The sequence below is a fragment of the Prevotella melaninogenica genome (assembly GCF_018128065.1).
In the GTDB taxonomy this organism is placed as follows: domain Bacteria; phylum Bacteroidota; class Bacteroidia; order Bacteroidales; family Bacteroidaceae; genus Prevotella.
In genome coordinates this window covers 231,379-258,242 of the sequence record NZ_CP072359.1, presented here as the reverse complement: position 1 = coordinate 258,242, position 26,864 = coordinate 231,379, and the positions used below count along the sequence as shown (strand labels likewise).

Genomic DNA, 26,864 nt, shown 5'->3' with positions numbered 1-26,864 from the left:
TTATGAAGCAAACAATTCCAGTTATTGGTATGGCTTGTTCAGCTTGTTCAGCCAATGTTGAAAGAAGGTTGAACGAACTGGAAGGTGTCAATACTGCATCCGTTTCACTTCCTGGGCGGTCTGCTTTGATAGACTATGACCCGCATGTTATATCACTTGAGAAGATGAAGGCTGACATTAATGCGCTTGGTTACGACTTGGTCATTGATAAAGATACATCTGTTGAAGAGATAGAGAAACGTGAATATGTCCTGTTGAAGCGTAAGGCATTGTTGTCATGGCTGTTCTCAGTAGCCGTGATGTGTGTGTCTATGCGATGGATAGACTTGGGTTCTCGTGATATTGCCAATCAGGTTGCATTATTGATAGCTCTGGCAAACATGCTTTATTGCGGTCGCCAGTTCTATGTGTCTTCGTTTAGACAGTTGCGTCATGGCAGTGCAAACATGGATACATTGGTGGCTTTGTCTACGGGTATTGCCTTTCTTTTCAGTACATTTAATACGTTTTGGGGAGATGCTGTATGGGCAAGTAGGGGAGTTGTATGGCACACCTACTTTGATGCTTCAGTAATGATTATTACCTTCGTTTTGACTGGTAGACTGTTAGAAGAGAAGGCTAAGGATGGTACGGCATCTTCTATTCGTCAGATGATGGGTATGGCTCCGAAGACAGCACATATCGTTGATGGAGACAAGATAGAGGAGGTTCCACTCTCAACCATTGAGGTTGGGGATGTTTTGGAGGTTCGTCCTGGTGAAAAGGTACCTGTAGATGGTGAGGTGATTTGGGCAGAAAGCTTTATGACAGTTGATGCAGCCTACGTTGATGAGAGTATGATAACGGGCGAGCCAACGCCTGCGGAAAAGAAAAAAGGCTCAAAGGTGTTGGCAGGAACAATACCAAGTCAAGGTAAGTTCCGCATGCGTGCTCGTCAAGTTGGTGAGGACACAGCCTTAGCTCACATAATTAAAATGGTGCAAGAAGCACAAGGTTCAAAGGCTCCAGTCCAACGAATCGTTGATAAGGCAGCCTTAGTATTTGTTCCAGTGGTAGCTTGTATTGCTCTTGTTACCTTCCTTTTATGGTGGTTGATAGGAGGGAATAGTGCTTTACCACAGGCAATCATGTCGGCTGTTGCCGTCTTAGTTATTGCTTGTCCATGTGCAATGGGATTGGCAACACCTACTGCCCTGATGGTTGGTATTGGTAAAGCCGCTCAGAAACAAATCCTTATTAAAGATGCTGCAGCCTTAGAGAGTCTGCGTAAGGTAGATGTGTTGGTGACCGATAAGACTGGTACTTTGACCATTCCGAATAAGAACATCGATTTTACAAAGGCTGATAACCTTCCTTTTGAAGAGCGTGAAACATTAAAGCCTAATGCTCGTGAGGCAATGGATGAGCTGCAGAAGAAGGGGATTGAGGTCTATATGATGAGTGGAGATAAGGACGAGGCAGCTCGTTATTGGGCTGAAAAGGCTGGTATAAAACACTATCATAGTAAGGTGTTGCCACAAGATAAGGAGAATCTTGTTAGGAAGTTGCAAGCCGAAGGAAAGTGTGTAGCAATGGTAGGTGACGGTATTAACGATACACAAGCCTTGGCTTTGGCAGATGTAAGTATTGCTATTGGTAAGGGAACGGATGTCGCTATGGATGTAGCACAGGTGACACTCATGGGAGATGATTTGTCTGCTATCCCAGAAGCAATACAGTTGAGTCGCAATACAGTACGTATGATTTGGGAAAACCTCTTTTGGGCTTTTATCTATAATATCGTTTGTATCCCATTAGCCGCAGGTCTGCTTTACGCTTTTGGTATCGATTGGCAGATTACCCCATCTTGGGCAAGTGCTCTAATGGCATTCTCCAGCGTTAGTGTTGTATTAAATAGTCTGCGCTTGCGCTGGATGAAGTAAATCAACTTTTGTTTCAACAAAAAATAGAGTTTACTAATTACTTATCAGCGAATGCGCTGTGGTAATAGTAAACTCTATTCTTTTTATGTGAACTTATTGTTTGTTTCCTTATCTTACAGGATAATCATAACGATTGATATTATAGAAGCCATTATGTTGTGTCGGAACATGGTCGAATTCTACACTTACTGATACTGAGTTCTGATTGTGAGACCCCCATTGATAGGTTACACCGCCACCAATCCTGTCCATATAGCGACTAACTCCTGCTCCGTATGCCCATCCCATAGGACCATATCCATATCCCATTGAAGCATAACCATAGCCGAAAGGTGAATAGCCAAAGCCACCATAGCCAGCCCAATAAGGTGAACTGTAACCTCCGTAACCAAAGGCATCTCCGAAGTTGTTAGATGTGAAAGCTTTCTGCACGAAGGCGTATGCACTCCAATGTTCATTGAACTGATAGCCAAAGACAGCATTGATACCACCCACGAAATAGTTATCACCACGATAGGTAAGATGGTTTACATATCCACCCACAGCCAATGTAGCCTTCTTTGATAGGTTTGTTACATACATTAATGATACATCCTGTGAGAAGCCTGCACCATGATTGCTTCCGTGACCAAAGCTTGCAAAGGCTGAAGCACTAAGGTTGATGTTCAATCCCTTATGTAATCTCCATGCTCCAATACCATAACCCCAAGCTGGATAATAGAATTCATTGGGTGTAATGGTTTGTCCGTTCTCTGTAATGAGAGGCAAGTTATTGTCAATCTGTGCCTGTTGTGCACGGTCTTCAGCCATTCGTCTGGCATACTCCTTCTCAGCCTCTGTGGCTTCACGTGGACCTTGCAGGCGTGCCGACTCTATAGGCTCCACATTGGAAGTGTCTCCATTGTGACTCCCTTTGGTATTCTGTGCATACAATGGTACGCAGAGAATAGCTGCTATTATGAAACTATATTTTCTCATTTACTTGCAAATATAAATATTTGGTAGCCAACTGCCAAGGATTTTAAAGATAATTAGTGCTTTTTCAAACTGGGTATATTCGCTTTCGAGTAATACTGAAGTTCTTTATTCTTTCGTATTATTTCGTGCGCATAATCAGTGGAGGATCAGTTGTGAAGAAGAAAACCGTGGCACTATGGAATACCTGTCCTGGGTGTAATTCGTTACTTACCTTCTCCATACCACTGTTATATCCAGCGTGAATTGGCTGTAATGAAATACTGCAACTCTCCTTACCATAAGTGTTGATGTTAAGTGTTGGCTCGCTTGAATAGACCGTCATAGCACGTCCACTCTGTGCATCAAAGAGAATTGCCGCCGCCTTCTGCATGTTGTCTGGATGTCGCAACTGATAGGCGATGTCATATCCTTTACTCGTACTCTTGATACGCTCACCAATCTCTCTTGGTTTGGTAAAGTCGAATGGAGTGTTTTTTATACGTTGAAGCACACCTGTCAACTGTCTTTGAGCGTTATAAGTATTAATCTGAACGGCATCAACCCAAAGGTGTTGTTTGAGGATAGAGCGGTGCATCTCTCCTGATAGGTTAAAGCAGATGCCATTTGTAACTTCCAACTTTGTTTCAGCTGTTGTTGTAACACGATAGTCTACGTCAAGTGCATTTTGGTCAGATAGGGTATAGGTAACAGTAACGTTTAACTTTCCTTCTAATCCATTCTCTCCCTCTGATGTCACATGTCGTAAAGTAACTGACTGGTTGTCAGAACTAACCACTTCCCATGTCTTGTCTGAGAGGGTCTCATTATTATTTTTACCAAAATAGATGAGGGTAGCTCCTAAGGTCTTGTCTTTCTTATATTCCTCCTTATTTGTATAGCCCTTTACGACAGGTTCCAATCTACCATTCCAGTTGTGGGCAGTAAGCGAAACAAGGCGAGCACCATAGTTGCTGATAATCGCCTCCATACCATTTCCGTTCACAAGTCGGAATTGTTTCTGCTCTTGTGCGTATGAACAGAGCACAACGTTAAGCATTGTTGCTGTCAGTATTGCATATAACTGTTTCATAGCTTTTCCTTTTATCTTATGCAAAGATAGTAAAAAAGTTGATATGTTGCTCAGAATTTCTTTTTTTAATAGAAAGTTACAATGTATTTGTGTTAAATAGTTCCTAAACAAGTTAGCTGTTAGTGTGTTGCTATGTCTAATCAATGACTATAAAGAGTCTTTTATTTCATTTTTATCTGATGTGTTTAGGTCTAACACCAATTGTGCGGATGGTAAACACCAATTGTGCGGATGGTATGCACGAGTTGTGCAGATGCTGAGCACGAGTTGTTTTTATAGTAAGTTGATTTAAATCTACGGCTTTTTTATAAGGTTGAAAGGGGTTTTTATGTAAGTAAAATCGTAAGAAAAAGATAACAAAAGATTATTTTCTGTCTAAATTGTTTGGTCGTAAAAAATAAAAGTAATATATTTGCAGTCGAATATAAATAAAATTGAAGAATATGAGCATGTCTTATGTATCTTTCCGTTACTTTTATTTTTACTTTGCAAATAATTGTAAAGCGGGAGGTTGCGTGTAGATTTCAACTTATGAGAATCATATAATTATAGAAAAATAAAACGAAACGGTCCCGCTCAAAAATGAGTTGGACCGTTTTCGTTTAGTAACCTTTGGAGATGTAACTATAAAGCGAACGAAGCGGATGAAACGAATAGCTATACAAGGAGAAAGGGGCAGTTTTCACGATATTGCCGCCCATACATTTTTTGCCGATGAACAGGTACAACTCACTTGTTGCACCACCTTTGAAGAGGTGTTTGAGAAAGTGGGTGCAGATCCTACTGCCATTGCCATGCTTGCAATAGAGAATACGATAGCAGGGAGTCTGTTACATAATTATGACCTTCTTCGTAAGTCAGGCACAACGGTTGTTGGTGAACAGCGTCTGCACATCAAACATTGTATCTGCTGTCTGCCAGATGACGACTGGTCAACCATTACGGAGGTTCACTCTCACCCTGTTGCGCTCATGCAATGTCGTTTGTTTCTTAGCAATCACCCTACAATAAAAGCGGTAGAAAAGGAAGATACGGCTGGTTCAGCAGCTTATATTGTAGAGCATCAATGTCGTGGTTGTGCTGCAATCTGCTCTGCTGATGCGGCGAGACTCTATGGAATGAAGATTTTGGAAGACTCTATAGAAGATAACAAACATAACTTTACTCGCTTTCTTGTGGCTTGTCATCCACAGAAGGCCGACTTTCTTCGCCCTTTGACAGAGGTAGATAAGGCAAGTGTTGTCTTTTCTCTTCCGCACGAAGAAGGCTCTTTAAGTAAGGTATTAACCATCCTTTCCTTCTATGATATTAATCTTACGAAGATACAATCACTTCCTGTTATTGGTCATGAGTGGGAATATCTCTTCTATGTAGACCTGACTTTTGATAATCTCACACGTTATCGTCAGTCGATAGATGCCATTACGCCTTTGGTGAAGAGTATCAAGATCTGGGAGAGTATAAGGAGAATTAGAGGTCAGTTGTACTGAGGCAATGCCTCAGTAGATGAGACACAAGGATACAATATAAACTTAGTTGCCTATGATACAGCCAGCAAATCGCGTGAATGAAGTGCAAGAATACTACTTCTCACGTAAACTGAAGGAAGTGGCAAAGATGAATGCAGATGGGAAAGACATTATCTCCTTGGCAATAGGTAGTCCGGATATGCCACCCTCAAAGCAAACTGTTGATAAACTTTGTGAGGTAGCCACGCAAGCAACAGAGCATGGTTATCAGCCCACAATCGGAGCCACAGAACTCCGTTCGGCTATGGCTGGGTTTTATAAGCGATGGTATGGTGTTGACGTTGATGCGACAACAGAGGTTCAGCCGCTTATTGGTTCTAAAGAAGGAATCCTACATGTAACCTTAGCTTTTGTAAATCCTGGCGAACAGGTGTTGGTTCCTAACCCCGGTTATCCAACTTACACCGCTCTTTCTCGACTACTTGGAGCAGAGGTTATCAACTATGATTTGAGGGAAGATAATGATTGGCAGCCAGATTTTGAAGCTTTGGAGAGAATGGATTTGAGCCGTGTTCGCCTGATGTGGACTAACTATCCGAATATGCCCACAGGTGGAAATGCTCGTCGTGAAACCTATCAACGCTTAGTTGACTTTGCTCGTCGCCATGATATCGTTGTGGTAAACGACAACCCTTATTCGTTTATTCTCAATGAAGGGGAGAAGTTGAGCCTATTACAAGTACCCGGGGCAAAGGATTGTTGTATAGAGTTTAACTCCCTTTCAAAGTCTTATAATATGCCGGGTTGGCGTGTAGGAATGTGCGTAACCAATCCAACGTTCATCTCTTGGATACTAAAAGTGAAGAGTAATATAGACTCTGGCACATTCCGTGGAATTCAGTTGGCAGCTGCAGAAGCAATGAATACGAATACTGATGATTGGCATCAGCAATATAATGTAGAGGTTTATCGTCATCGTAGAGGTATCGCAGAAGAGATAATGACATTGTTAGGTTGCACCTTTAATAAGTCTCAAGTAGGAATGTTCTTATGGGGTAAGATACCGGAGAAGTATGCTGATGTGGAACAGTTGACAGAGCGTGTGCTACACGAGGCACGAGTGTTTATAACGCCTGGTTTCATCTTTGGAAGTAATGGTCGTCGTTATGTACGCATCTCTCTATGTGCTAAGGACGAAATGATGATGAAGGCACGTGACCGTATTGCAGCTTTGGAATGGTAGAATATGGTTTTTCGTATCATTTATATTACCTTTGGGGAACAATTAAGAAAGAAAGAATAAAAGATATATGATTATGGAGTTAGATTTAGAACCTTTACGACTTCCGAGTGATAAGGAACGACCAATCGTCATTGCAGGTCCTTGTTCGGCTGAAACAGAAGAACAAGTGATGTCAACGGCACATAACCTTGCTGCGAAAGGATGCCACATCTTTCGTGCTGGTATATGGAAACCACGTACGAAGCCAGGTGGCTTTGAGGGCAATGGTGAGATGGCTTTGCCATGGATGAAGCGTGTGAAAGAAGAGACTGGCATGATGATTTCAACCGAAGTGGCGACACCAGAGCATGTTGAATTAGCTTTGAAATATGGCATGGACATTCTGTGGGTAGGTGCAAGAACATCTGCCAACCCTTTTGCTATGCAGGCTTTGGCTGATGCTTTGCGAGGAGTGGACATCCCAGTGTTGGTGAAAAACCCTGTAAATCCAGACCTTGAGCTATGGATTGGTGGGCTTCAGCGTCTCAATCAAGCTGGTTTGAAGCGTTTGGGAGTTATCCATCGTGGCTTCTCAAGCTATGATAAGAAAATCTATCGGAATGCTCCTATGTGGCAGATCCCTATTGAGTTGCGTAGAAGGATACCAGGACTTCCAATTATCTGTGACCCAAGTCATATTGGAGGTCGTCGTGACTTGATTGCACCACTTTGTCAACAAGCAATGGACTTAGGCTTTGATGGTCTGATTGTTGAGAGCCACTGTACGCCAGAGAAGGCGTGGAGTGATGCAGAACAGCAGGTAACTCCTGACATTCTGGATTATATTCTGTCTCTTTTGGTAGTGCGTGATCACACCTCTACAACCGAAGAGCTTAGATTTCTCCGTGCACAAATAGACGAACTTGACAACTCTTTAATGGGACTTCTTGCTAAGCGTTTTCGCATTTGTCGTGAGATAGGAACGTTTAAGAAAGAGCATAATATGACTATCCTTCAGGCTGGAAGGTATAATGAAATCCTTGAAAAGCGTGGTGCACAAGCAAGTCTTTGCGGTATGGATGCCAACTTTGCCGCTCAAGTCTTTGAGTTAATACATGAAGAGAGTGTACGTCAGCAGTTGGAGATTGTGAATAAGTAGGGTGATAGGTGTTGGGTGTTGGGTGTTAGGTGTTGATGAATAGTGATGAAGGGGATATGATGGCGTTATGTAGGATCCTCTTAAATATGCTTTTCTTTACTCACCACTCATCACCTAACACCCACCATTACAATTCGTAAACACCCAACACCCATCACTCACCACCTATCATTTATCACCCAACACTACAATTCATCATCGCCCAACACTCATCACCCAACACCCAAAAACATGAAAATACTGATTATGGGAGCAGGTAAGATGGGAAGTTTTTTCATCGACCTGCTTAGTTTCGACCATGAAGTAGCGGCATACGAGAAAGATGCACGCCGACTTCGCTATACATATAATTGTCAAAGGTTTACAAGTTCGGAGGAAGTGAAAGCCTTTCAACCAGAGCTTGTTATCAATGCTGTGACAGTGAAATATACAATATCTGCTTTTGAAGAGATACTACCAGTATTGCCGAAAGACTGTGTCTTGTCAGACATTAGTTCAGTGAAGACAGGCTTGAAGGAATGGTATGACCATTGTGGTCATCCTTACGTCTCCACACACCCTATGTTTGGTCCTACCTTTGCTAACCTCAATCAGCTGAGTGAAGAGAATGCTATCATTATCAGTGAAGGTGATTATATGGGGCGAATCTTTTTTAAGGACCTTTATCAGAGACTGGGGCTGAATATTTATGAGTATAGTTTTGAGGAACATGACAAGACGGTGGCTTATTCATTGAGTATTCCGTTCGTGTCAACCTTTGTCTTTGCTGCTGTGATGAAGCATCAAGATGCACCGGGAACAACCTTCAAACGACACATGCGTATTGCTAAGGGGGTTCTGAATGAAGACGATTATCTGCTTCAAGAGATACTCTTCAATCCTTATACCTATGATCAGGTGGCACAGATTCGTACAGAGTTAAAGGAGTTGATGCAGATTATCGACGAAAAAGATGCTGCTGGAATGAAAGCTTATCTGACCAAAATACGTAATCATGTGGCACGTGATATTGAGATAAAGAAACAATAAAACTTTTCTACATCCCTGAAATTTATGCGCATCTGGTTAACCTTTTTGCTTCTGTTGAGTTCTTTCTTGTCAATGGCTCAAACTCGTTTGACGATAGTTGAACTCAATGCTGAGAACTTGTTTGATACTCGGCATGATACGTTAAAGAATGATTATGAGTTTCTGCCAGACTCTCCTCGCCATTGGACACGTACTAAGTACTGGCAGAAACTAAATAGAATAGGGCAGACAATTATTTCTTGTGGTGAGGATAGTAGCGGTTGGACACTGCCTGATATAGTGGGTTTATGCGAGGTTGAGAACGATAGTGTACTCTTTGATTTGACTCGTCGTTCTTTGTTACGTAAGGCTCGCTATGAATATGTAATGACTGCTTCCGATGATGTTCGTGGTATTGATGTAGCGTTATTGTATTCCCCTTTCTCCTTCCGATTGATAAAAGCTGATACAATTCGTGTACTACCTCTAAGTGAGATGCGCCCAACACGAGATATCCTACACGTAGAAGGGGAAATAGAAAATGGCGATACGTTACACATCTTTCTGCTCCATGCACCGAGCCGTATGGGTGGTGAACTTTATTCGCGACCCTTTCGCAAACACGTGATGGAACGTTTGTGCAATGCAATAGACTCCGTTCGTGACAAATATTTAGACCCCAAAATATTGGTGATGGGGGATTTTAATGATTATGCAGATAGTCCTTCGTTACAGTTTGCTTATGAACATGGGTTGTTCAATGTAGCTACGGGAGCACATGGGCACAATGGAGCAAGGGGTACTTATCGTTATCACGGAGAATGGGGGAGTCTGGACCAAATACTTGTAAGTGAGAATCTTTGCTCATGGGTAAAGGATTGCCGTGTCAATGATGCTCCGTTCTTATTAGAAAAAGATACAAAATACGGCGGAGTAAAGCCTCGCCGTAATTATAATGGTATGCGTTTTAATAATGGATTTAGCGACCATTTACCACTTGTTTTACATCTTCTGCATTGATATTTGCGCTCTCTTCCGAATTATTTTCATGAAAAAAAATATTTTTCTTCATGAAAATAAATATTTACTTTCATGAAAATAAAAATTTATCTTCGTGAATAAAAAAAGAAAACACTACCCTTCTCGGTGAAAAAGGTAGTGTTTGAACTTATGATTTAATACTGTCTTCGGCTATTAGTTATTAACAAACTTGATTCGTTTGTTTGAATCATCAATTTTAGCCTGAAGCTTAGCAATCTTCTTTTCCATCTTTGTAAGGGTCTTCTGACTCTTAGCCAACTTCTTGTTGATAGACTTAGCTTCTTTCAGACGCTTGATAGTGCTCTTTGCATCCTTAACAGTGCTTGATGCGTTGGTTGTGTTGAATTCTGTTGTAGCTATGTTTGCTTCAACATTGATATCAGCTGCTTTCTTACTGAGTTCGACATTGTTTGCCTTCTCTTTTTCGTAATCTAACTGCAGTTTGTTCAACTCTGTAGTCATCTTGAGCACCTTCTGCTGCTCCTTCAGAGTGTCAATCTTTTCATTATTAAAAGAAGAGGCACAAGATACAAAAGACAACGTTATTAATCCTAAAAAAAATAATTTCTTCATACTTGTATTCTATTTAAATTAATTGTGCAAATGTATATAAAATATTGTTTACATGCAAAAGATAATATGTAAAACCTTTCCTTTTATGTAGAAATATTGTTTTTTAACAACTATCTTTTGCATTATTATCCACCTATAAGTCAGTTATCTTGTTATCTGAGAGTCCAATCTTTACTTAGATAGAGTCAGCTTCCAAAGTCTTTTTCTTACTTGATTTTGAGGGTTGATTATCTAAACCGATTTCATCAAGAAGACCGTCCATAGCACTTCCTAATAGTCCTTCGATAGCTGAGGCTGCAGGGGCAATAATATTTTCCTGCAACATCTTCTGTGCTTTCTTCTTAAGTTGTTCCTTCATGTTGATTTCTTCCTTCTTGTAATACAGCTCTGCAGCTTCCCGAAGGTCATCTTCATCTACGGTAAAGATATGCCCGAATACACCTAAAGATACGATATGATCCTTTCCATCGTAGTGTACCTTACCCAATGAACATACAATGTAGTTGTCGACTGTGACGAGGTTATCAACTGCAGCCTCAATCACCTTACCAGCAAAGGCGTTGCTGACTGTTTTGAAAGCATTATCGATGAAGGTGTTGCCTGTAAGATTATCATTATCATTTACAGCATCGTTCACAGTAGCGGTGATAACAGTAGAGAGTACTTCCTTGTGTTGCTCTGTCTTTGGACAAGTAACAATCATGACTGCAACCAAGGCAATGATTGTAATCAGAATACCAATGAAGCAGCCCATATGGCTTTTCTTCTTTGGTGTTGGTTGCGGCTGCTGGGTTTCCTCTTGTGGTGTAGCTTGTATAATGGGTCTTGCTTCAACAAAAGGTATGTCTTCTGTTTTTTCAGAGTTGTTGGTAGTATCTTTATCCGTAAGGAGTGTGCGAAGCTCTTCTATCTGATTGGCAGGAATCCACTCTACGCCGTCTATTGGCATCACTAACGTTGTCGCATCCAGTTTTCGTTCAGCTAATTCTTTGAGGCTATAAGGACCTCTCTTTTCTTCATTAATCTTGATATAGTATTCCATTTTTATCTTTCTTTTATGGTAAAGGTGGAAATTCCTCTTATTTAGGTATCTATTAATCACCCTACCTGTTTGTTCAGTGCGAAGTTAAATATTATTTCTGAACTGGCAAAGGAGTTGCTTTCTTTTTTAATTTTACAGGTGGCTTTATAGCTATATAGGACTTTACTTCGTTACTTATGATGGTCATGTTAAGCGTGGAGTCGTAGAAGTAGATGCTCACGAGATAGAACCAGACAACGCACAAGTATAGAAACTTAAGAATAGAATGGTGATACATCGCTTATATAGCACTGTTTTTATATAACTTTTGGTGTGTTCAGAAAATATTTGTAGCGTATTAACGTTGATATTATAAAGCTACTGTTTATGTTCTGTTAGCTTTGTAATATAGATAATGAAACTATTAGTTCTGATTGTTTAAAGGGACAATAAAATATGAAAAAGCTATTGTTAATAGTCGACCCACAGGTGGACTTCATTACTGGTACACTCCCTGTGGGAGGTGCTGCGGAGGCGATGGATGCACTTGCTACGTATGTGAAGGAACATGGTGATGAGTATATTGTGAAGATTGCCACGTCCGATTGGCATCCTTATCATCACTGCTCTTTTGCTGAGGAGGGTGGACAATGGCCTCGTCATTGTGTGCAACATTCGGTTGGTGCTGCAATCTGGGAGTTGTTATTGGTTGCTCTTAACGAGTCAAAGGGTGGCTTCACCTTATTATATAAGGGTGATAGCATTGATAAGGACGAGTATTCTATCATGCAAAATAATGCGTCAGCAGATATTCTCGCTCGGTTGATTAAGGCGTTGAAAATAGATCAGATAGATATCTGTGGATTGGCTGGCGATATCTGTGTGTTGAATACCGCAAAAGACATAAAGGCATTTTTCGAGGGTGTAAAGCTCAACGTTCTTGAGTCTTATTCACCTTCTTTAGATGGAGGGGCTGCATTAAGTGCTTTTGTGGAAAGCCTGAAATAAAAGAGTACTAAACTTAACTTCATTAGAAGGAAAAGAGTATATAGAAATTAGAAGGAGTTAAGTCCATACTTTTTCTCTGCTATTGTTAGCTTGAGAAGAATGGATTTAACCCCTTCTAATTTTGTTTTATGAGTTGCGATTGATAGCAAGTATAAACGAATCGATATGTCTAAAGTCTATTAGTTTTGCTTATCAGCAAAGCATCAAGTATTGTCATTGCCGCCATAGCTTCGACAATGGGTACTGCACGTGGTAAGACACAAGGGTCATGTCGACCATGAACATCCATTGTTGTGGCTTCCCCTTCAATGTTTACAGTCTGCTGTTCTATAAGCAAGGTTGCGACAGGTTTGAATGCAACGCGGAAGTAAATATCCTCACCATTACTGATGCCACCTTGTATACCACCACTATGGTTGGTTTCTATATTGCATATTGGGTGCTGCGGATTGTCGCCAGTAGGTAAGAAGGTGTCGTTTTGTTGGCTACCTCTCCATGATGATCCAGCGAAGCCTTCTCCATATTCAAAACCCTTTACAGCATTGATGCTAAGCATGGCAGCACCTAATTGCGCATGAAGTTTTCCAAATTCGGGTTCACCTAAGCCCACAGGACAACCTTTGATGACACATGAAATAACACCACCGATGGTGTCGCCTTCACGCTTCACCTGTGCAATGAGTTCTTCCATCTCTCTTGCCTTCTGTGGGTCAGGGCAGCGAACAAGGTTAGATTCAATGAGATTTAAATCATATCTGTGGTAATCTCTTTCAAGTTGAATATCACCCACCTGCTCTGTATAAGCTGTGATACTGATACCCTGCTGACGCAATACAAGTTTTGCTAAGGCACCTGCTACGACACGCGACAGGGTAATACGAGCTGATGACCGACCTCCGCCACGATAGTCGCGGATGCCATATTTGCTAAAATAAGTATAATCAGCATGCGATGGACGAAAGAGATTACGAATGTTTTCATAGTCCTTTGAGTGTTGATTCGTATTTCGGACAAGGAAGCCAATGGGAGCACCAGTTGACTTTCCCTCGAACACACCGCTCAGTAGTTCTATCTGATCTGCCTCTTTTCTATCCGTTGTGATATGGCTTTGTCCTGGTCGGCGACGTGCCAGTTCACGCTGGATGAAGTCTATATCGATGGTGATACCAGCTGGCATCCCATCGACTACACCACCTACGGCTGCTCCATGGCTTTCACCGAAGGTTGTTAGTGTGAAGAGTTGTCCGAATGTATTCATAACAAAGTCTCTATGAATGGTTCTCGAGGAGAATGGGCTTGAGCAGTTATTGCATACTCAATATACCTTATTCTTATAATATAGGAGAGGAAGAGTTTGTCTTAATGACAGCCGCAGCAGCCGCCTTCTCCTTCCTCGTGGTCTTTGCAACCACAGCTATTACCACAATCGCTACCGCAGTCTCCGCCACATCCACCACTGCAGTGGTGCTGTTTCATCTGCTCGAAGAAGTCTTTTACTTCCTCTTCGCTTGCCTCGCGATTCTCGAAGACATGACCATGGAATATTAAGTCCTTGCCAGCGAGAGGGTGGTTGAGGTCAATGGCAACCTTATCGTCTGATATGTCTAAAACCTTACCTAAGAAGCGTTGACCCTCTTCGTTCTGCAAAGGTACGACAGCATCTTTGTAAATATTCTCTGTATCAAATACTCCGTTAGGCGAGAAAGTAGCCTTGTTGAGTGCCAAAACACTCTTGTCATCACGCTCGCCATAAGCCTGTTCCTTTGTCAACGAAAACTTAAAGTCTGTGTCTTTATCAAACTTAACAACCTCCTGTTCAAAAGCAGGTAAAGCCATGTCGCAGCCTGTATAGAGCTGCATAGGTTGCATATCGTCTGACTTTTCGATGATGTACTCCTTACCGTTTTCTATACAGTATAATTCGTAACTGACTACCATGAGTCGATGTTTCTTATTCTCCATTTGTCTTTATTTCTAATTATTATATGTGCAAAGGTAAGGATTTAAAACGGAATATAATCTGATTAATTACTGGTTTTTCCTTTTTGAGGTGTCATTATATATGGTATGTTAGGAAAGAATGGGTTAAATCGATGAATTTGTTACTGATATAAATCAAATGTATTGATGTGTATCAAAAATATAAGCAAAGTTTAATGATATGTAATGAATAGTTATATTGTGTGTAAATAATCTTGTAACTTTGCACTCGAAATAAGGAAATTAATTACAAAATAAAAGATAATAATAAGCCTTATGATGAGGCTTTTAATAATTTAGAAAGGATAATGAATATGAAGAAGATTGTATTGACAGTGGTAGCAGTAATGAGTATGACTATGGCTTTTGCTGCAAACGAGAACGATAACAACAACACAGCTACAAACGCAAATGCATATAAATTCAATGTAAGCACATACGCTTTGAGTCGTGCGCTGAACCTCAATTATGATCAGGTAGATGTTGTTGAGGATATTAACCGCACTTTCGCAACTGAGATGATGAATGCTTCTGTTGCTGACAATGCTGAGCGTGAGGCTAAGATGCAGAGTGCTATTAAGAAGGATCTTTCTTATATGCGTTATGTTTTGAATGATCGCCAGTATCGTGAGTATGTAAAGATTCTCAATGTTACATTGAACAACCGCGGTTTGAACAAGTAAGAAATCAACATATTCTCATAAGAGAAGGTTTCATACAGGTAGATAGAAGGCTATGAGTCAGGTAATGACTTGTAGCCTTTTTTGATATAGATGCTGTTTTGTATACCTTTTTCGTTAGTTCAATGTTCTTTATTATGCCTTAATTCTTTATGAGAGAGCAGCTTATTTACCATCTTCTACTTATGTGCTTATGTGCAGCACAAATGGTGCTGATGTGTAGCACATGTTGTGCTGTTGGTAAGCACGAATGCTGGTAAGTACTAAGAAGTCTTGCAGAAGTCGTTTTTTTTTCGTTCCTTTGTAGCTGAATATGCGACTCATTACATTTTATCCGCAATTAGCCCAATGAAGAAATGAACCGTTTAATAATTTATCTACTGCTTATATTTACCTCTCTTAGCATCAGGGCACAGCGTCCTCGATATGAAAAGATGTCGCCTTTCGTTCGTGAGGCAATGGCTTCTGCGTTAGTAACTAAACAGCTTACACGTAGTCAGGGTGACAACAGATTGTTGACAGCTTTTGTACGAATTGATGGTAATTCGGCTGAAATACTCAGGCAGTATGGCTGTAAGGAGTTGGCACGTGTGGGGGATATAAGCATTGCTGCTATTCCTCTTAACAAACTTGGAGCATTGTCATGCGGTAAACAGGTGATACGGATAGAAACAGGAAGACGATGCAGCATACAGATGGACACAACACGATTGGTTGTTAATGCTGAGACTGTTTACTCTGGGGAAGGACTATCGCAAAACTATACTGGGCGTGGAGTCGTTGTAGGTGTACAAGATATTGGCTTCGACTTGACACATCCAAATTTTTATTCAACTGACATGAGTCGGTATCGTATTAAAGCAATGTGGGATCAGCTTTCGCGTGATACGATAGGCTCTGCATTGTATGTGGGGCGCGATTATGTAGGAGAGGATGCTTTGTTACAGTTGGGACATCCTGTTGATGGTGAGACACAGACACATGGAACGCATACGGCGGGCATTGCTGCTGGTAGTGGAGCGGAGGGGAACGGAGTGCTGTCCCCTTATCAGGGAATGGCATGCGATGCTGACTTGGTTTTAGTTGATAATGCCGCAGATAATGTTTCATTGATTGACCCGAAAGATTATTATAAATATACTTATGCCACAGATGCACTTGGATTTAAGTATATCTTCGATTATGCGAAACGTATGAATCAACCGTGTGTCATTAATTTTAGTGAGGGCAGTTCACAAGATTTTCACGGATATGACCAACTGTATTATGAATTACTTGCTAAACTGGTAGGTCCTGGACGTATCATCGTTTCTTCTGCAGGGAATGATGGAGCAAGGAATACGTATATACACAAAACAGTAGAACAAGAAAGAGCTGGGGCTTTTATAATGAGTAGGGAGAAGCACTTTAGCTGTACGGCGAAGTCCAAGCAGGCTTTTACTTTTCGTGTAAGTATATATAATAATGTCACCTCACCTACAAGAATTGATGTTCTCACAACAGATGTTTGTAGTGCTCGTGACTCGCTTCTTACTGATTCCTTATTAGTAGGTGGAAAGAAATATATATGGCGAGTGTTGGCTTATCCTAATAGTTATGATGCGAGTGAGACAGCTTATGACTTCCAACTTAGTAGTCCATCAAAAGTAGGGGATAGTCCGCAGGTTTCACTCCAAGTTATGGGTAGAGGGGCTGATGTGGAACTGTTTCGTATGTCAGGTTATATGCTTCAACACACACTTGACCCAGTACTGAATGCTGGCGATAGTAGGTATACTATCTTTTCTCCTTCCAGTTCGCCTGATGTAATTTGTGTTGGTTCAACAGGCTATCGTACACAGTTCGTTAATTATTTGGGTGTAAAGAAAGTGTATAATAGTGGGAGGAATGGCATACGTACCCCATTCTCTGCTATGGGACCAACATTGGATGGACGTATAAAGCCAGACGTAATGGCACCAGGGCAGAATATCATTTCATCTTATAGTACCTTCTTTATCAACAACCCAAAGAATATAAATGCTTCTGTGCAGAGTGATGTACGTCATTTTGATTATAGAGGTCGTACCTATGCGTGGAATGCCAATGCTGGGACGTCAATGTCTGCGCCAGTTGTGACAGGTGCGATTGCGCTTTGGTTACAAGCAGATCCATCATTGACGCCAGCCGATTGTTTGGAAATATTCTCTAAGACTTGTACACATTATGATACATCACTCAATTATCCTAATAATCTTTATGGCTATGGGCAGATTGATGTAGCAGCCGGTCTGAAAGAGGTGTTACGCAGAAAGGCTTTAGGGATTAACACGATTGATAATAAGACGGAAATGGGACGATATGATAACCGTATTTACCTTTTAGATGGTCGTTATGTAGGTACTACTGATGCAAATTTACCTAAAGGAATCTACATAAGAAATGGAAAAAAGTATATAAAGTAACGCAAACTACTCCCTAAAAGTAGGTATTTTGCACAAACCATCATTTTTAGGTATTGCAAGTAATAGTTTTTCATTGTATCTTTGCAACCGTAAAGATTAATAAAGTCAGAAATTAAATCAGTAACAAAATATGAAGAAGACTATTGTTGTTTACGGTTCATCAACCGGTACATGCGAAAGCATTGCAAACACTATCGCTGAGAAGCTCGGCGTTGAAGCTATTAACGTATCAGATTTCTCTGCAGATGTAGTAGCAGAGAATGATAACCTTATCCTTGGAACCTCTACATGGGGTGCAGGTGAATTGCAGGACGATTGGTATGATGGTATTAACGTACTGAAGGGTGCTGATCTCTCTGGTAAGACTGTTGCTATCTTTGGTTGTGGTGATAGCGAAAGCTATTCTGATACTTTCTGCAATGCAATGAAGGAGATTTATGATGCAGCTGAGGGTGCAAACATCCTTCCTGGTGTGTCAACAGACGGCTATACTTATGATGACAGCGAGGCTGTTGTTGATGGTAAGTTCGTAGGTCTTGCTTTGGATGATGTAAACGAAGACGACAAAACAGAAGGTCGTATTGATACATGGTTGGAAGCTATTAAGCCTTCATTGTAAGATTATAAACTTAGTGCTTACATTATAACTATTCACATAAAGGGATAACTATGATGGCAGATATGATGAGCGCCGATATGAAGGTGTTGATGAATCACATCTACGAGTACAAGAAGGGTGTTCGACAGATGGTTTTGTATACTTGTAACAAGAAGTATGAGCCATTTGCTACACTCCGCCTTGAACATCAGAACATCCCATATATTATTCAGCCAGTGGGTCGTGATCGTATGAACTTGTTCTTTGGTCGACAAGAATGCCTCGATGCCATTCGGCTGATGATAACAAAACCTCTTAACCAACTATCACCAGAAGAGGATTTTATCCTCGGTGCAATGTTGGGTTATGACATTCGCGTACAGTGCGAGCGGTACTGTGAACGCAAGTGCCGCACTTGTAAATGTGCGACATAAGCCAATTATTAAATGATAATCTTGTTCGCGAAATAAATTATTTCATAATGTTTTTGTATTATAAATAGGCTTGTCGGGAGACAAGCCTTTTTAGCTTCAATGTGGGTCTTATTTGTTTAAATGTAAAGTAAAAAGGACTCTGTCGCTCTTTTGTACCATCGGCATCTCTGTGATATAGCGTTTACCTCCGTGTTCTCTCCTTCTCCGTGTGTCCTATTATATCGAGAGGACTTATACTTCATCACTCCGTATTACGGAAGAACCAGAAAAGTATCTATGTCAATTTGCTGATTTCGTTTTGCCGAGCAATCCATAAACTAAATTTCCTGTCATTCCTGTCACTCATGGTAGACACTTAAATTGTTATATTACAGCAATATACATGAAATGTTAAAAATGACGGCAAACTGAAATAAAACTATTCTTTTATTATATGTAACAATATCTCTCTTATGTGGGAATACTTATCATTCCAAAGTCGGAAAGGCTTTTTAGCATTAGCGTTTTGTGTACTCTTTTCTCCACCTATTCTCTTACTGAGCCAAAAAAGCACCAAATGATTGCTCAAATGGTGCTCGATAAGACATAAAAAATAAACTTTTTACTTACTTTTTATTAAGATATTAGCTTAAACCTAATCCCTTCTGAATATATCTCTTGTATATACTTTCTCCTTCACATCATCAAGGCTCTTATCATAGCGGTTGGCAATGATGGCATGGCAACGTTGTTTGAAGTCAGAAAGATTGTTAATGACAAGGCTACCGAAGAAAGTTGCACCATCTTCGAGTGTTGGCTCATAGATAATGACTTGTGCGCCTTTTGCCTTAATACGTTTCATGACTCCTTGAATAGAACTTTGACGGAAGTTGTCACTATTAGACTTCATAGTTAAGCGATAGACACCGATGATACACTCTTTTTCATCTTCAGGACTATAATCGCCACGATCGTAATAGTCATAATAACCAGCTTTATGTAATACCTGGTCGGCTATGAAGTCTTTGCGTGTGCGGTTACTCTCAACGATTGCCTGGATGAGATTCTCTGGAACATCAGCATAGTTTGCTAATAATTGTTTGGTATCCTTAGGCAGACAATAGCCACCATAACCAAAGGAAGGATTATTGTAGAATGAGCCAATACGAGGGTCAAGACATACACCTTGAATAATATTCGATGTATCAAGACCTTTTACTTCTGCATAAGTATCCAGCTCATTAAAATAGCTTACACGCAATGCAAGATAAGTGTTGGCAAAGAGTTTCACTGCCTCTGCCTCTGTTAATCCCATAAATAGGGTCGGAATATTCTCCTCAATTGCCCCTTCTTGTAGTAATTGAGCAAAGAGGTGGGCAGCACGGTCAAGTCGTTCGTTACCTTCAGGACGACCAATGATAATACGGCTTGGATACAGATTATCGTAAAGTGCCTTACTTTCACGCAGGAATTCTGGTGCAAAGAGAATATTATTACAATTGTATTTTGCTCTAATATTTTCTGTATATCCAACTGGAATGGTAGACTTAATCACCATAATAGCCTCAGGGTTCACCTTCATTACGACTTCAATAACCTCCTCAACATGCTGTGTATCAAAGTAGTTCTTTACCGGGTCGTAATTCGTAGGCGTAGCGATGACAACAAAGTCAGCATCTTTATAGGCAGCTTCTGCATCCATTGTTGCAGTAAGGTTTAATTCTTTCTCTGTTAAATACTGTTCTATATAGTCATCTTGAATAGGTGAACGATGGTTATTAATCTGTTCAACCTTTTCTTTTACTACGTCAACAGCCGTTACAGGGTGGTGCTGACTCAGCAGTGTAGCAATGCTGAGCCCCACATAGCCAGTGCCGGCTACAGCGATCTTTAAGTCTTTAATATCCTTATCCATTGTCTTGTTCAGATTGTTTGCAAAGATACGTATTTCTAATTGAATAAAATAAAGGATAAGGACAAAATTCTTACTGAAATCTTACAATCCTTTTTGTTGTGCGTTCTCTAAAGGTTATTTACAGTATATGGCTTATACCAAGTGATAAGTTTCTTTAAGAGGGCGGCGATAACGGTCTCCCCAAACACCATCGGGCATACGTACTCCGCAGGTAATAACCATGTTTATTTCTGTGTCGTATGGTAGGTTTAGAGCTTTCTTTACCAGTCGACTATCAAACCCCTCAAGTGGACAAGTGTCGTAGCCAGCTTCACTCATAGCTAACATAAAAGTTTGAACAGCCAAAGTGCAGCTCTTATGTACGCTGACACGTATATCACCTTCGCTTACTTGGTGTATCATCGGACGAAAAAGACCAATCGTTTGTGCCAATGCCTTACGAACAAGTCCCCATAAACCAAAGCCTCGTGCATAGAGAAATGGAATCACTTTCGTATAATATAATTCCTGTTTTTTTATACGTTTCTCTTGTTTCTCATTTGGACTATAATTCTTGATATTATTTTTCTCAAAAGCAAGTACAGCCTGTGCATTTTGTTTATAGAGGTCTTGCCGAGTTACGAACACGACCATCTGTTGTGCAGAATGTGCTGTTAATTGACCTAAACATGCATGTGCCAATTCCTCCAATACCTTCTTATCAGTAACATGATAAGCTTCCCATAGTTGTAAGTTTGAACTTGTTGGTGCTAATGTTGACAATTCAATACACTTCTTTACTACAGAACTATCGAGCGGTTTGTTTGGATTGAAATGCCTAACAGCTCTTCTGTGGTCTAAAATCTCTTGTAAACTCATACTTTTCTAATCATTATTTTTATAAATGTAGTAAATGTTATGCCATTCATTCTTCTCAAATTAGGGTATGACTTGTTCCCTTGTATAGATAAGTTAATCAAATGAAAATCCCAGATAATAGAAACGTTATCTGGGATTTCATATTAGCATTTATTATGTAAGATATTATCCGCAATGGAAGTACTGGCGAACAAGTTTCTCCATCATCGCCTCATTGCCCTTGAGCTCTTGGCGTAGTGTGCGGTCATTATATGAACGGAGCTGCTTGATGATGCCATCAATCATTGCAGGAGAGAATACATCATATTCCTCATAGATTTTGCGTTGACGTTCCAAACAGTCGGCTGAAGCAGCACAGCTATCAGGCAGTTGAGCCAATGTAGCATAACGTTCAGCATTCTTTGGATCGTGGATATCACCATCAGCAAAGGTTCTTTCAGCCTCAGCCTCAGCATTCTGCATCTCAAAGCCATGACGACAAGCAACGCAAAGACCTGCCAAAAGCTGATAAATATCAGCTGAAGCGTCAGGAGAACGCATCTCAACCGTTTGTTTAATAGAGTAATCGCGTGCTGTAAGTGGTTCAACATTATTAGCCTTATGACACATATCTTCGCCAGAAGTCCATCCTAATGGTACGCGAACAAGTACAGAACGGTTGCTCATACCCCAGCATACATTTGTTGGAGCTTCCTGATGTGGAACGAGACGGAAGTAAGAGGTTGGATTCTTGTTGCCAAAGGCTGTGATACTTTCTGCCAAGTCCATCATACCAGCAATGGCACGACGTGCATCTTTAGAAAGTTTACCACCGTCAAGCATCATATTCTTTCCATCTTTCATAATACGCATGTGGATGTGCATACCAGAACCAGCTTTACCCACGGTAATCTTTGGAGCGAAAGTAATATCGAGTCCTTCTTCGTAACCTAAACTACGGATAACCCACTTTGCAATGAGTAACTGTTCTGCACATTCATTTGCAGGGACAGGCAAGAATTCAATCTCATTCTGTTCATAGCAGCGTCCATTCTCAACAAAGTTTCCCACTTCAGAATGACCATACTTAATTTTTCCTCCGCATTCAGCAATCAGCTGCATAGAGCGCATGCGGAAGTCATTCCCTTTAGAGAAAGGAGAACTCTCGTGATAACCATGCTGGTCGTCAGCAGGAAATACTCCTTCATCCTCACGAATAACGTAGTACTCTAACTCTCCCATAGCTTGGAACTCCATGCCTGTCACCTTCTTAAAGGCATCCATAGCTTTGCGGAGTGTGTGTTCTGGAGATGAAGCCAATGGGTTACCATCTCGGTCAAAGAAAGAACAGAGCATACAGAGCGTTGGAATCTCTGAGAATGGATCAATAAACGCCGTAGAGAAGCGTGGCATGACATAGAGGTCACTACTTGCCGCAGCGATAAAGCTGAAAAGTGAAGAACCATCAACACGCTCACCACTTGTAAGGATTGTTTCCAAGTAGTCAGGTGTGTGAAGCATGAAGTTCAGTGTTTTTAAACGTCCGTCACCAGCAGGATACATGAAATTGACCATTTTGATATTCAGGTCGTTGACAATCTGCTTGATGTCATCTTTTGTAAACTCATGTGAATCTTTGCCTAAGTGTGCTTCCAGCCTATTGGCAGAATGTTTAAAAAGGTTATTCTCCATTGTTGTATTTTTTATAAGTTAGTTTTTGATTATGATGACAAAAATACATATTAATTTTTTCATTCGCAATTATTTCTTATACTATTTTTCACAACCTCATTATCAGTGATATAACCATTACTTTTCGTTTTGTATGACTTTCTTTTATATTATGAACTTGATGTTAGGTTTTCTTTGTATTTTTGCATTGTTGGAAAACAAAAGTTGAAATCTTATGACAAAGAAGAAAACAATATATTTATCATCTGGTCGTATTATCTGTAAGGCGTCAATAGATGATTTTTCTCTTGTGATGGGTCTTATTGAACAAGGTAAATCAAAGATGTTAAAGGCTGGTAACCCCAATCAGTGGTCGGCAAACTATCCTGCTACTGACACTGTGAGGCGAGATATTTTGCAGGGTGATTGTTATCTCCTTTTTGAGGGTGGTAAACCTATTGCTACATTCGTTTTCAAAGCGGGACCAGAGCCTACTTATCAACGTATTCATAAAGGTAGTTGGCTTGATGATCAACCTTATTATGTTATTCATCGTGTTGCTTCTGTGGAAGGAGTACATGGCGTGATGGCTGACATTATAACTTATTGTTCCTCTTTTACTTTTTCTATTCGTATAGATACTCATGCTGACAACCATCCTATGTTAACTGCTTTGGCTCGTTTAAGTTTTGTTTATTGTGGTATTATTTACGTTGAGAATGGAGATTGTCGACTGGCTTATCAGCGTGTTTTTTAGAGAAGGTAATTCACAATTCATAATTATGTTTGCCTATGTAAGTTAAGTGATATACTGTAAATATCAAAGTTCAAAGTTCATCGGTGGCACAGAATAGTCTCTCTCAGATGCTGCACGAGGGAAGAATATAACAGAAAAGGGTTGAATAATGAACAAGGGACAAGCAACTCGTTAACCCATCAGCTTGTTCGCTCGTGTGTAAAGTATTTTCGCATCTCTTGAAATCTATATATGGTCTTTTGGCTTTGAAAAGAGGTCTAATTGGCTTGCAATAGGTGCCCTTTTGAGGTCTTACTAACGCCCTTTTGAAGTCCTATTAAGCACCTTTTGTAAGAGGGTTCTTTAATTGTCTGATATTACGTTAGTTACAAATCTGTTTTTTTATGCTTGTTTTGAGCTGTTTATAAAGGACTTTTTCTTGAAGTTATGTAATAATTTTTCAAATTGCTATCAGTGTTTTTAGACGTAAGAAAGAAAAATTTCCCAACTCTTCTACGGACAATAAGGCATCTACGCATTTAACGGAAGAACGTTAATTTATTATGCTTATATTTACTCCATTGACTCAACAGTTACGTTTTCAAATTCAGACATAAAGTTTAGGAGATGGTTTTTATAACGTTTGCGTTTGAACTTCATTTCCATTGTCACAACGTAGTAATAACCTGAAGAGGTATCTTTGCGATTCATCTCGTAGGAATCAATGATTACTTCCTTCTCACGTAGACGTTGCAATACAAGCTGAATGTTTTCTTCTTTTGGTGTACTGAATGTAACGTTGATATTTCGTGTGCCAAAGTATCGAAAGAGGAAATAGAGTGCCTCTAAACAAAGAAGGACGAGAACAGTGGTTGCAATGGAAAGCACATACATTCCCGCTCCTGCTGTCATACCAATGGCAGAGGTAACCCATAGACCTGCAGCCGTTGTTAATCCACGTACCACATGCTTTTGAAAGATAATCGTTCCTGCACCAATGAAACCGATACCTGTTACAACCTGTGAGGCGATACGGCTGGGGTCAAGTGATACCTGTTCGTAATGTCCAAGTACTCCATCAAAGCCAAATTGGGATAATATCATAAACAAACCGCTACCTAAAGCTACGAGGAAATGGGTTCGGAAACCAGCTTCTTTCGCACGATACTCACGCTCTAAACCAATTGCTCCACCCAACATGGCAGCAACAAATAGCCTCAGTACAAATTCGTATGTCATCATGTTCATGTTTATTCCTTATTAAATGATTGATAGATATGTTCGCAAAAATACAAAAAAACTTTATGCTTCTCGCTTTTTTCGTCTTTAAAAATCTTTTTTTTGTGAATAAAAGCTTCATTTCTTTAGAATTTGCTTCGTATCTTTGTGAAGAATAAAATTAATTTAAGTTATGACAGAGAAGGAAAAACAGCAGAAAGGGATGCTTTATCAAGCAAACGACCCAGAGGTTTTGAAAGATTTATACTACTGTGAGAATGAATGTTACGAGATAAATCAGATTCCACCTTCACGTAGGGAGGAACGTATCAAGCGGCTGAGAAACTTGTTTGGTAAGGCTGGTGATGGAATGTTTATTGTTGCTCCTTTCTTCTGCGACTATGGTTATAACATTGAAGTGGGGGAGAATTTCTTTGCCAACACTAATTGTGTGATTCTTGATGAGGCTAAGGTGACATTCGGCGACAATGTCTTTATTGCACCTAATTGCTCTTTCTATACTGCTGGACATCCACTTGATGTTGAGCAACGTAATAAGAAAATTGAATATGCGTTGCCTATTCATGTGGGAAATAATGTGTGGATTGGTGGTAATGTTGTCGTTGTGCCAGGTGTGACAATTGGTGATAATACTACGATAGGTGCAGGTTCTGTCGTTACACATGATATTCCAAGTGGTGTTTTGGCTGCTGGTAATCCCTGTAAAGTAATTCGGAAATTGGAAGAGTAGAGAGATGATTTTTAAGAGCAAGTGTATAATGATGATGATATGAAAGAATTTTATAGTACTTATGTCATTAAGGTTTTGTTGCTTTCATTGCTACTCTTTATGGCGATAGCCTCGGTGGCACAGAACCGTCTTTCCCCTTGTAGTAAGCAGGATTATGAACTCTATGCGCCTGTACTTAAGGAGTTGTATAATTCTCTTGCCTCACAACAGTATATTGTTGTAGACGGGGAGTCTGAGAAGTACGCTTTGCAAGTAATCAAGGGTTCGCACTTTTCAGAACGAACATATATACTTGCTTACAAGGACTTAAAAGGCAATAAGAAAGAAATCACTGATAGTCTTTGTCAAATGAAAATAGCATCATTGCTGCGTTATGCTGTGTTTTCTTCTACAACCTTTGTACGTAAGAAGCTTGGTATTCAACTAAAGACTTGTTTTTTCTTTGACTTGCAAGATGGGGCTGAATACTCTTTACGTAAGATGGATGTTGGGCGAGGAAGTTTGAATGATATTTTGGAAATATCATGTAATGCTGTGAAGAATAATAAGCCAGAAGTTATTCGACAGCTCATTCCTCAAATTGATTCTTTGACACAACACTTTAAGTCATTTGAATTGGCGGAGAGTTGGAATGTCGCTACGTCAGAGAATTATGCGTATAGTTTCCCATGTACGCAATTATCTACACACTATGGTGGATTTAATATATGTTTCCAGCGACCAGAGTTGACATCAAGTGAACTCAGTAAGAAATATGGGAACTTGACACAAACAGTTGCAAAGTGGTTGTTCCTAAATTCAAATATATTAGACTTCACGAGGAGTGTATATATCAATGTATGCTGTGATAAACCTGATAAGAACAAAAGATTTTCATATAGTTATGGGCATTACTATATAAATGTAACAGAGGATGAACTGACGGAAGAAACTCTGATAGCTCTATTCAAGTTATATTTATTAAAATAGCTCCATATAGTTTTGGAAAAGCATCTTTGTCTATTAATTAATGTATAATCTTGATAGCAGTAGAATCAGCCTCTTTTTTTATTCGGTTGAGCTCACTTTGTTGAATAGCATGCCATCCATATGCCTGAGAGAGTCGCTGTCAGGTGTTGTTTAATGCAGAAAATTGCAAAAGAATGTGTGAT

General features: G+C 40.1%; 23 protein-coding genes and 1 pseudogene. 14 read left to right on the top strand and 10 right to left on the bottom strand.

What is annotated here, in order from left to right; translation table 11 throughout:
* Positions 1-2 precede the first annotated feature (2 nt).
* Positions 3-1,922, top strand: a complete 1,920-nt coding sequence (locus J5A56_RS01130) for a heavy metal translocating P-type ATPase (protein WP_021672721.1) — start codon at positions 3-5, stop codon at positions 1,920-1,922.
* A gap of 108 nt (positions 1,923-2,030) precedes the next feature.
* Here the strand turns inward: J5A56_RS01130 and J5A56_RS01125 are convergent, their stop codons facing one another.
* Positions 2,031-2,900, bottom strand: coding sequence for a hypothetical protein (locus tag J5A56_RS01125; RefSeq protein WP_021672722.1), 870 nt, complete (start codon positions 2,898-2,900; stop codon positions 2,031-2,033).
* A 118-nt stretch (positions 2,901-3,018) separates the two neighbouring features.
* On the bottom strand, positions 3,019-3,969 hold the full coding sequence (locus tag J5A56_RS01120) for an aldose epimerase (protein ID WP_036920274.1): 951 nt from the start codon (positions 3,967-3,969) through the stop codon (positions 3,019-3,021).
* A 644-nt stretch (positions 3,970-4,613) separates the two neighbouring features.
* On the opposite strand from J5A56_RS01120, the pseudogene J5A56_RS01115 reads away from it, so the two are divergent.
* The 5 genes and pseudogenes from J5A56_RS01115 to J5A56_RS01095 all read left to right on the top strand — a co-directional run bounded on the left by J5A56_RS01115 (position 4,614) and on the right by J5A56_RS01095 (position 9,847).
* Positions 4,614-5,443, top strand: a pseudogene (locus J5A56_RS01115) (prephenate dehydratase).
* A gap of 68 nt (positions 5,444-5,511) precedes the next feature.
* Positions 5,512-6,681: a pyridoxal phosphate-dependent aminotransferase gene (locus J5A56_RS01110; protein ID WP_021672725.1), complete on the top strand. Its 1,170-nt coding sequence runs from the start codon at positions 5,512-5,514 to the stop codon at positions 6,679-6,681.
* A gap of 73 nt (positions 6,682-6,754) precedes the next feature.
* Positions 6,755-7,819 (top strand): bifunctional 3-deoxy-7-phosphoheptulonate synthase/chorismate mutase type II, encoded by a 1,065-nt coding sequence (locus J5A56_RS01105; protein WP_036920302.1) that lies wholly within the window; start codon positions 6,755-6,757, stop codon positions 7,817-7,819.
* 231 nt (positions 7,820-8,050) lie between these two features.
* Positions 8,051-8,848 carry a prephenate dehydrogenase gene (locus tag J5A56_RS01100; protein WP_021672727.1) on the top strand — a complete coding sequence of 266 codons (798 nt, stop codon included), beginning with the start codon at positions 8,051-8,053 and terminating at the stop codon, positions 8,846-8,848.
* A gap of 24 nt (positions 8,849-8,872) precedes the next feature.
* Positions 8,873-9,847, top strand: a complete 975-nt coding sequence (locus J5A56_RS01095; RefSeq protein ID WP_036920276.1) for an endonuclease/exonuclease/phosphatase family protein — start codon at positions 8,873-8,875, stop codon at positions 9,845-9,847.
* A gap of 174 nt (positions 9,848-10,021) precedes the next feature.
* Here J5A56_RS01095 and J5A56_RS01090 read toward each other — a convergent pair whose 3' ends face one another.
* Both J5A56_RS01090 and J5A56_RS01085 read right to left on the bottom strand, forming a co-directional pair.
* Complete coding sequence (locus J5A56_RS01090) at positions 10,022-10,441, bottom strand: hypothetical protein (protein ID WP_021672729.1); 420 nt, start codon at positions 10,439-10,441, stop codon at positions 10,022-10,024.
* A 175-nt stretch (positions 10,442-10,616) separates the two neighbouring features.
* Complete coding sequence (locus J5A56_RS01085; protein ID WP_021672730.1) at positions 10,617-11,483, bottom strand: GYF domain-containing protein; 867 nt, start codon at positions 11,481-11,483, stop codon at positions 10,617-10,619.
* A gap of 435 nt (positions 11,484-11,918) precedes the next feature.
* Between J5A56_RS01085 and J5A56_RS01080 the strand changes: the two genes are divergently transcribed.
* Entirely contained in the window at positions 11,919-12,470 is a 552-nt protein-coding gene (locus tag J5A56_RS01080; protein ID WP_021672731.1) for an isochorismatase family protein, read from the top strand.
* Between the two features lie 169 nt (positions 12,471-12,639).
* On the opposite strand, the gene aroC is transcribed toward J5A56_RS01080, so the two are convergent.
* Entirely contained in the window at positions 12,640-13,728 is a 1,089-nt protein-coding gene (gene aroC / locus J5A56_RS01075; RefSeq protein ID WP_021672732.1) for a chorismate synthase, read from the bottom strand.
* Positions 13,729-13,829: 101 nt separating this feature from the next.
* On the bottom strand, positions 13,830-14,432 hold the full coding sequence (locus J5A56_RS01070; protein ID WP_021672733.1) for an FKBP-type peptidyl-prolyl cis-trans isomerase: 603 nt from the start codon (positions 14,430-14,432) through the stop codon (positions 13,830-13,832).
* 326 nt (positions 14,433-14,758) lie between these two features.
* Between J5A56_RS01070 and J5A56_RS01065 the strand changes: the two genes are divergently transcribed.
* The 4 genes from J5A56_RS01065 to J5A56_RS01050 all read left to right on the top strand — a co-directional run bounded on the left by J5A56_RS01065 (position 14,759) and on the right by J5A56_RS01050 (position 18,606).
* Positions 14,759-15,133, top strand: coding sequence for a hypothetical protein (locus tag J5A56_RS01065; RefSeq protein ID WP_021672734.1), 375 nt, complete (start codon positions 14,759-14,761; stop codon positions 15,131-15,133).
* A 353-nt stretch (positions 15,134-15,486) separates the two neighbouring features.
* Positions 15,487-17,574: a S8 family serine peptidase gene (locus tag J5A56_RS01060; protein WP_036920278.1), complete on the top strand. Its 2,088-nt coding sequence runs from the start codon at positions 15,487-15,489 to the stop codon at positions 17,572-17,574.
* Positions 17,575-17,704: 130 nt separating this feature from the next.
* A complete protein-coding gene (fldA, locus tag J5A56_RS01055) occupies positions 17,705-18,193 on the top strand; it encodes a flavodoxin FldA (protein WP_021672736.1) in 489 nt (162 codons plus the stop codon).
* Positions 18,194-18,246: 53 nt separating this feature from the next.
* The gene (locus J5A56_RS01050; protein WP_196801662.1) at positions 18,247-18,606 is read left to right on the top strand and encodes a DUF2023 family protein; all 360 of its coding nucleotides are present in this window, start codon (positions 18,247-18,249) and stop codon (positions 18,604-18,606) included.
* 634 nt (positions 18,607-19,240) lie between these two features.
* Here the strand turns inward: J5A56_RS01050 and J5A56_RS01045 are convergent.
* The 3 genes from J5A56_RS01045 to J5A56_RS01035 all read right to left on the bottom strand — a co-directional run bounded on the left by J5A56_RS01045 (position 19,241) and on the right by J5A56_RS01035 (position 23,029).
* On the bottom strand, positions 19,241-20,500 hold the full coding sequence (locus tag J5A56_RS01045) for a nucleotide sugar dehydrogenase (protein WP_021672739.1): 1,260 nt from the start codon (positions 20,498-20,500) through the stop codon (positions 19,241-19,243).
* Positions 20,501-20,632: 132 nt separating this feature from the next.
* Positions 20,633-21,358 carry a nitroreductase family protein gene (locus J5A56_RS01040; RefSeq protein WP_021672741.1) on the bottom strand — a complete coding sequence of 242 codons (726 nt, stop codon included), beginning with the start codon at positions 21,356-21,358 and terminating at the stop codon, positions 20,633-20,635.
* 165 nt (positions 21,359-21,523) lie between these two features.
* Complete coding sequence (locus tag J5A56_RS01035) at positions 21,524-23,029, bottom strand: glutamine synthetase family protein (RefSeq protein WP_021672742.1); 1,506 nt, start codon at positions 23,027-23,029, stop codon at positions 21,524-21,526.
* Positions 23,030-23,243: 214 nt separating this feature from the next.
* On the opposite strand from J5A56_RS01035, the gene J5A56_RS01030 reads away from it, so the two are divergent.
* Positions 23,244-23,765: a hypothetical protein gene (locus tag J5A56_RS01030; RefSeq protein WP_021672743.1), complete on the top strand. Its 522-nt coding sequence runs from the start codon at positions 23,244-23,246 to the stop codon at positions 23,763-23,765.
* Positions 23,766-24,317: 552 nt separating this feature from the next.
* On the opposite strand, the gene J5A56_RS01025 is transcribed toward J5A56_RS01030, so the two are convergent.
* Entirely contained in the window at positions 24,318-24,992 is a 675-nt protein-coding gene (locus tag J5A56_RS01025) for an MgtC/SapB family protein (protein ID WP_021672744.1), read from the bottom strand.
* A gap of 163 nt (positions 24,993-25,155) precedes the next feature.
* Between J5A56_RS01025 and J5A56_RS01020 the strand changes: the two genes are divergently transcribed.
* Together J5A56_RS01020 and J5A56_RS01015 are read left to right on the top strand one after the other, a co-directional pair.
* Positions 25,156-25,713 carry a sugar O-acetyltransferase gene (locus J5A56_RS01020; RefSeq protein ID WP_021672745.1) on the top strand — a complete coding sequence of 186 codons (558 nt, stop codon included), beginning with the start codon at positions 25,156-25,158 and terminating at the stop codon, positions 25,711-25,713.
* 39 nt (positions 25,714-25,752) lie between these two features.
* Positions 25,753-26,682 carry a hypothetical protein gene (locus J5A56_RS01015; protein WP_036920306.1) on the top strand — a complete coding sequence of 310 codons (930 nt, stop codon included), beginning with the start codon at positions 25,753-25,755 and terminating at the stop codon, positions 26,680-26,682.
* The last annotated feature ends 182 nt before the right edge of the window (positions 26,683-26,864 follow it).

Bases quoted from the DNA above. Each gene is read 5' to 3' on its own strand.
- fldA (WP_021672736.1), top strand. From the start codon at position 17,705: ATGAAGAAGACTATTGTTGTTTACGGTTCATCAACCGGTACATGCGAA.
- J5A56_RS01045 (WP_021672739.1), bottom strand. From the start codon at position 20,500: ATGGATAAGGATATTAAAGACTTAAAGATCGCTGTAGCCGGCACTGGC.
- J5A56_RS01035 (WP_021672742.1), bottom strand. From the start codon at position 23,029: ATGGAGAATAACCTTTTTAAACATTCTGCCAATAGGCTGGAAGCACAC.
- J5A56_RS01065 (WP_021672734.1), top strand. From the start codon at position 14,759: ATGAATATGAAGAAGATTGTATTGACAGTGGTAGCAGTAATGAGTATG.
- J5A56_RS01130 (WP_021672721.1), top strand. From the start codon at position 3: ATGAAGCAAACAATTCCAGTTATTGGTATGGCTTGTTCAGCTTGTTCA.
- aroC (WP_021672732.1), bottom strand. From the start codon at position 13,728: ATGAATACATTCGGACAACTCTTCACACTAACAACCTTCGGTGAAAGC.
- J5A56_RS01025 (WP_021672744.1), bottom strand. From the start codon at position 24,992: ATGAACATGATGACATACGAATTTGTACTGAGGCTATTTGTTGCTGCC.
- J5A56_RS01090 (WP_021672729.1), bottom strand. From the start codon at position 10,441: ATGAAGAAATTATTTTTTTTAGGATTAATAACGTTGTCTTTTGTATCT.
- J5A56_RS01095 (WP_036920276.1), top strand. From the start codon at position 8,873: ATGCGCATCTGGTTAACCTTTTTGCTTCTGTTGAGTTCTTTCTTGTCA.
- J5A56_RS01085 (WP_021672730.1), bottom strand. From the start codon at position 11,483: ATGGAATACTATATCAAGATTAATGAAGAAAAGAGAGGTCCTTATAGC.
- J5A56_RS01040 (WP_021672741.1), bottom strand. From the start codon at position 21,358: ATGAGTTTACAAGAGATTTTAGACCACAGAAGAGCTGTTAGGCATTTC.
- J5A56_RS01120 (WP_036920274.1), bottom strand. From the start codon at position 3,969: ATGAAACAGTTATATGCAATACTGACAGCAACAATGCTTAACGTTGTG.
- J5A56_RS01060 (WP_036920278.1), top strand. From the start codon at position 15,487: ATGAACCGTTTAATAATTTATCTACTGCTTATATTTACCTCTCTTAGC.
- J5A56_RS01050 (WP_196801662.1), top strand. From the start codon at position 18,247: ATGGCAGATATGATGAGCGCCGATATGAAGGTGTTGATGAATCACATC.
- J5A56_RS01125 (WP_021672722.1), bottom strand. From the start codon at position 2,900: ATGAGAAAATATAGTTTCATAATAGCAGCTATTCTCTGCGTACCATTG.
- J5A56_RS01020 (WP_021672745.1), top strand. From the start codon at position 25,156: ATGACAGAGAAGGAAAAACAGCAGAAAGGGATGCTTTATCAAGCAAAC.
- J5A56_RS01110 (WP_021672725.1), top strand. From the start codon at position 5,512: ATGATACAGCCAGCAAATCGCGTGAATGAAGTGCAAGAATACTACTTC.
- J5A56_RS01100 (WP_021672727.1), top strand. From the start codon at position 8,051: ATGAAAATACTGATTATGGGAGCAGGTAAGATGGGAAGTTTTTTCATC.
- J5A56_RS01080 (WP_021672731.1), top strand. From the start codon at position 11,919: ATGAAAAAGCTATTGTTAATAGTCGACCCACAGGTGGACTTCATTACT.
- J5A56_RS01105 (WP_036920302.1), top strand. From the start codon at position 6,755: ATGGAGTTAGATTTAGAACCTTTACGACTTCCGAGTGATAAGGAACGA.
- J5A56_RS01070 (WP_021672733.1), bottom strand. From the start codon at position 14,432: ATGGAGAATAAGAAACATCGACTCATGGTAGTCAGTTACGAATTATAC.
- J5A56_RS01015 (WP_036920306.1), top strand. From the start codon at position 25,753: ATGAAAGAATTTTATAGTACTTATGTCATTAAGGTTTTGTTGCTTTCA.
- J5A56_RS01030 (WP_021672743.1), top strand. From the start codon at position 23,244: ATGACAAAGAAGAAAACAATATATTTATCATCTGGTCGTATTATCTGT.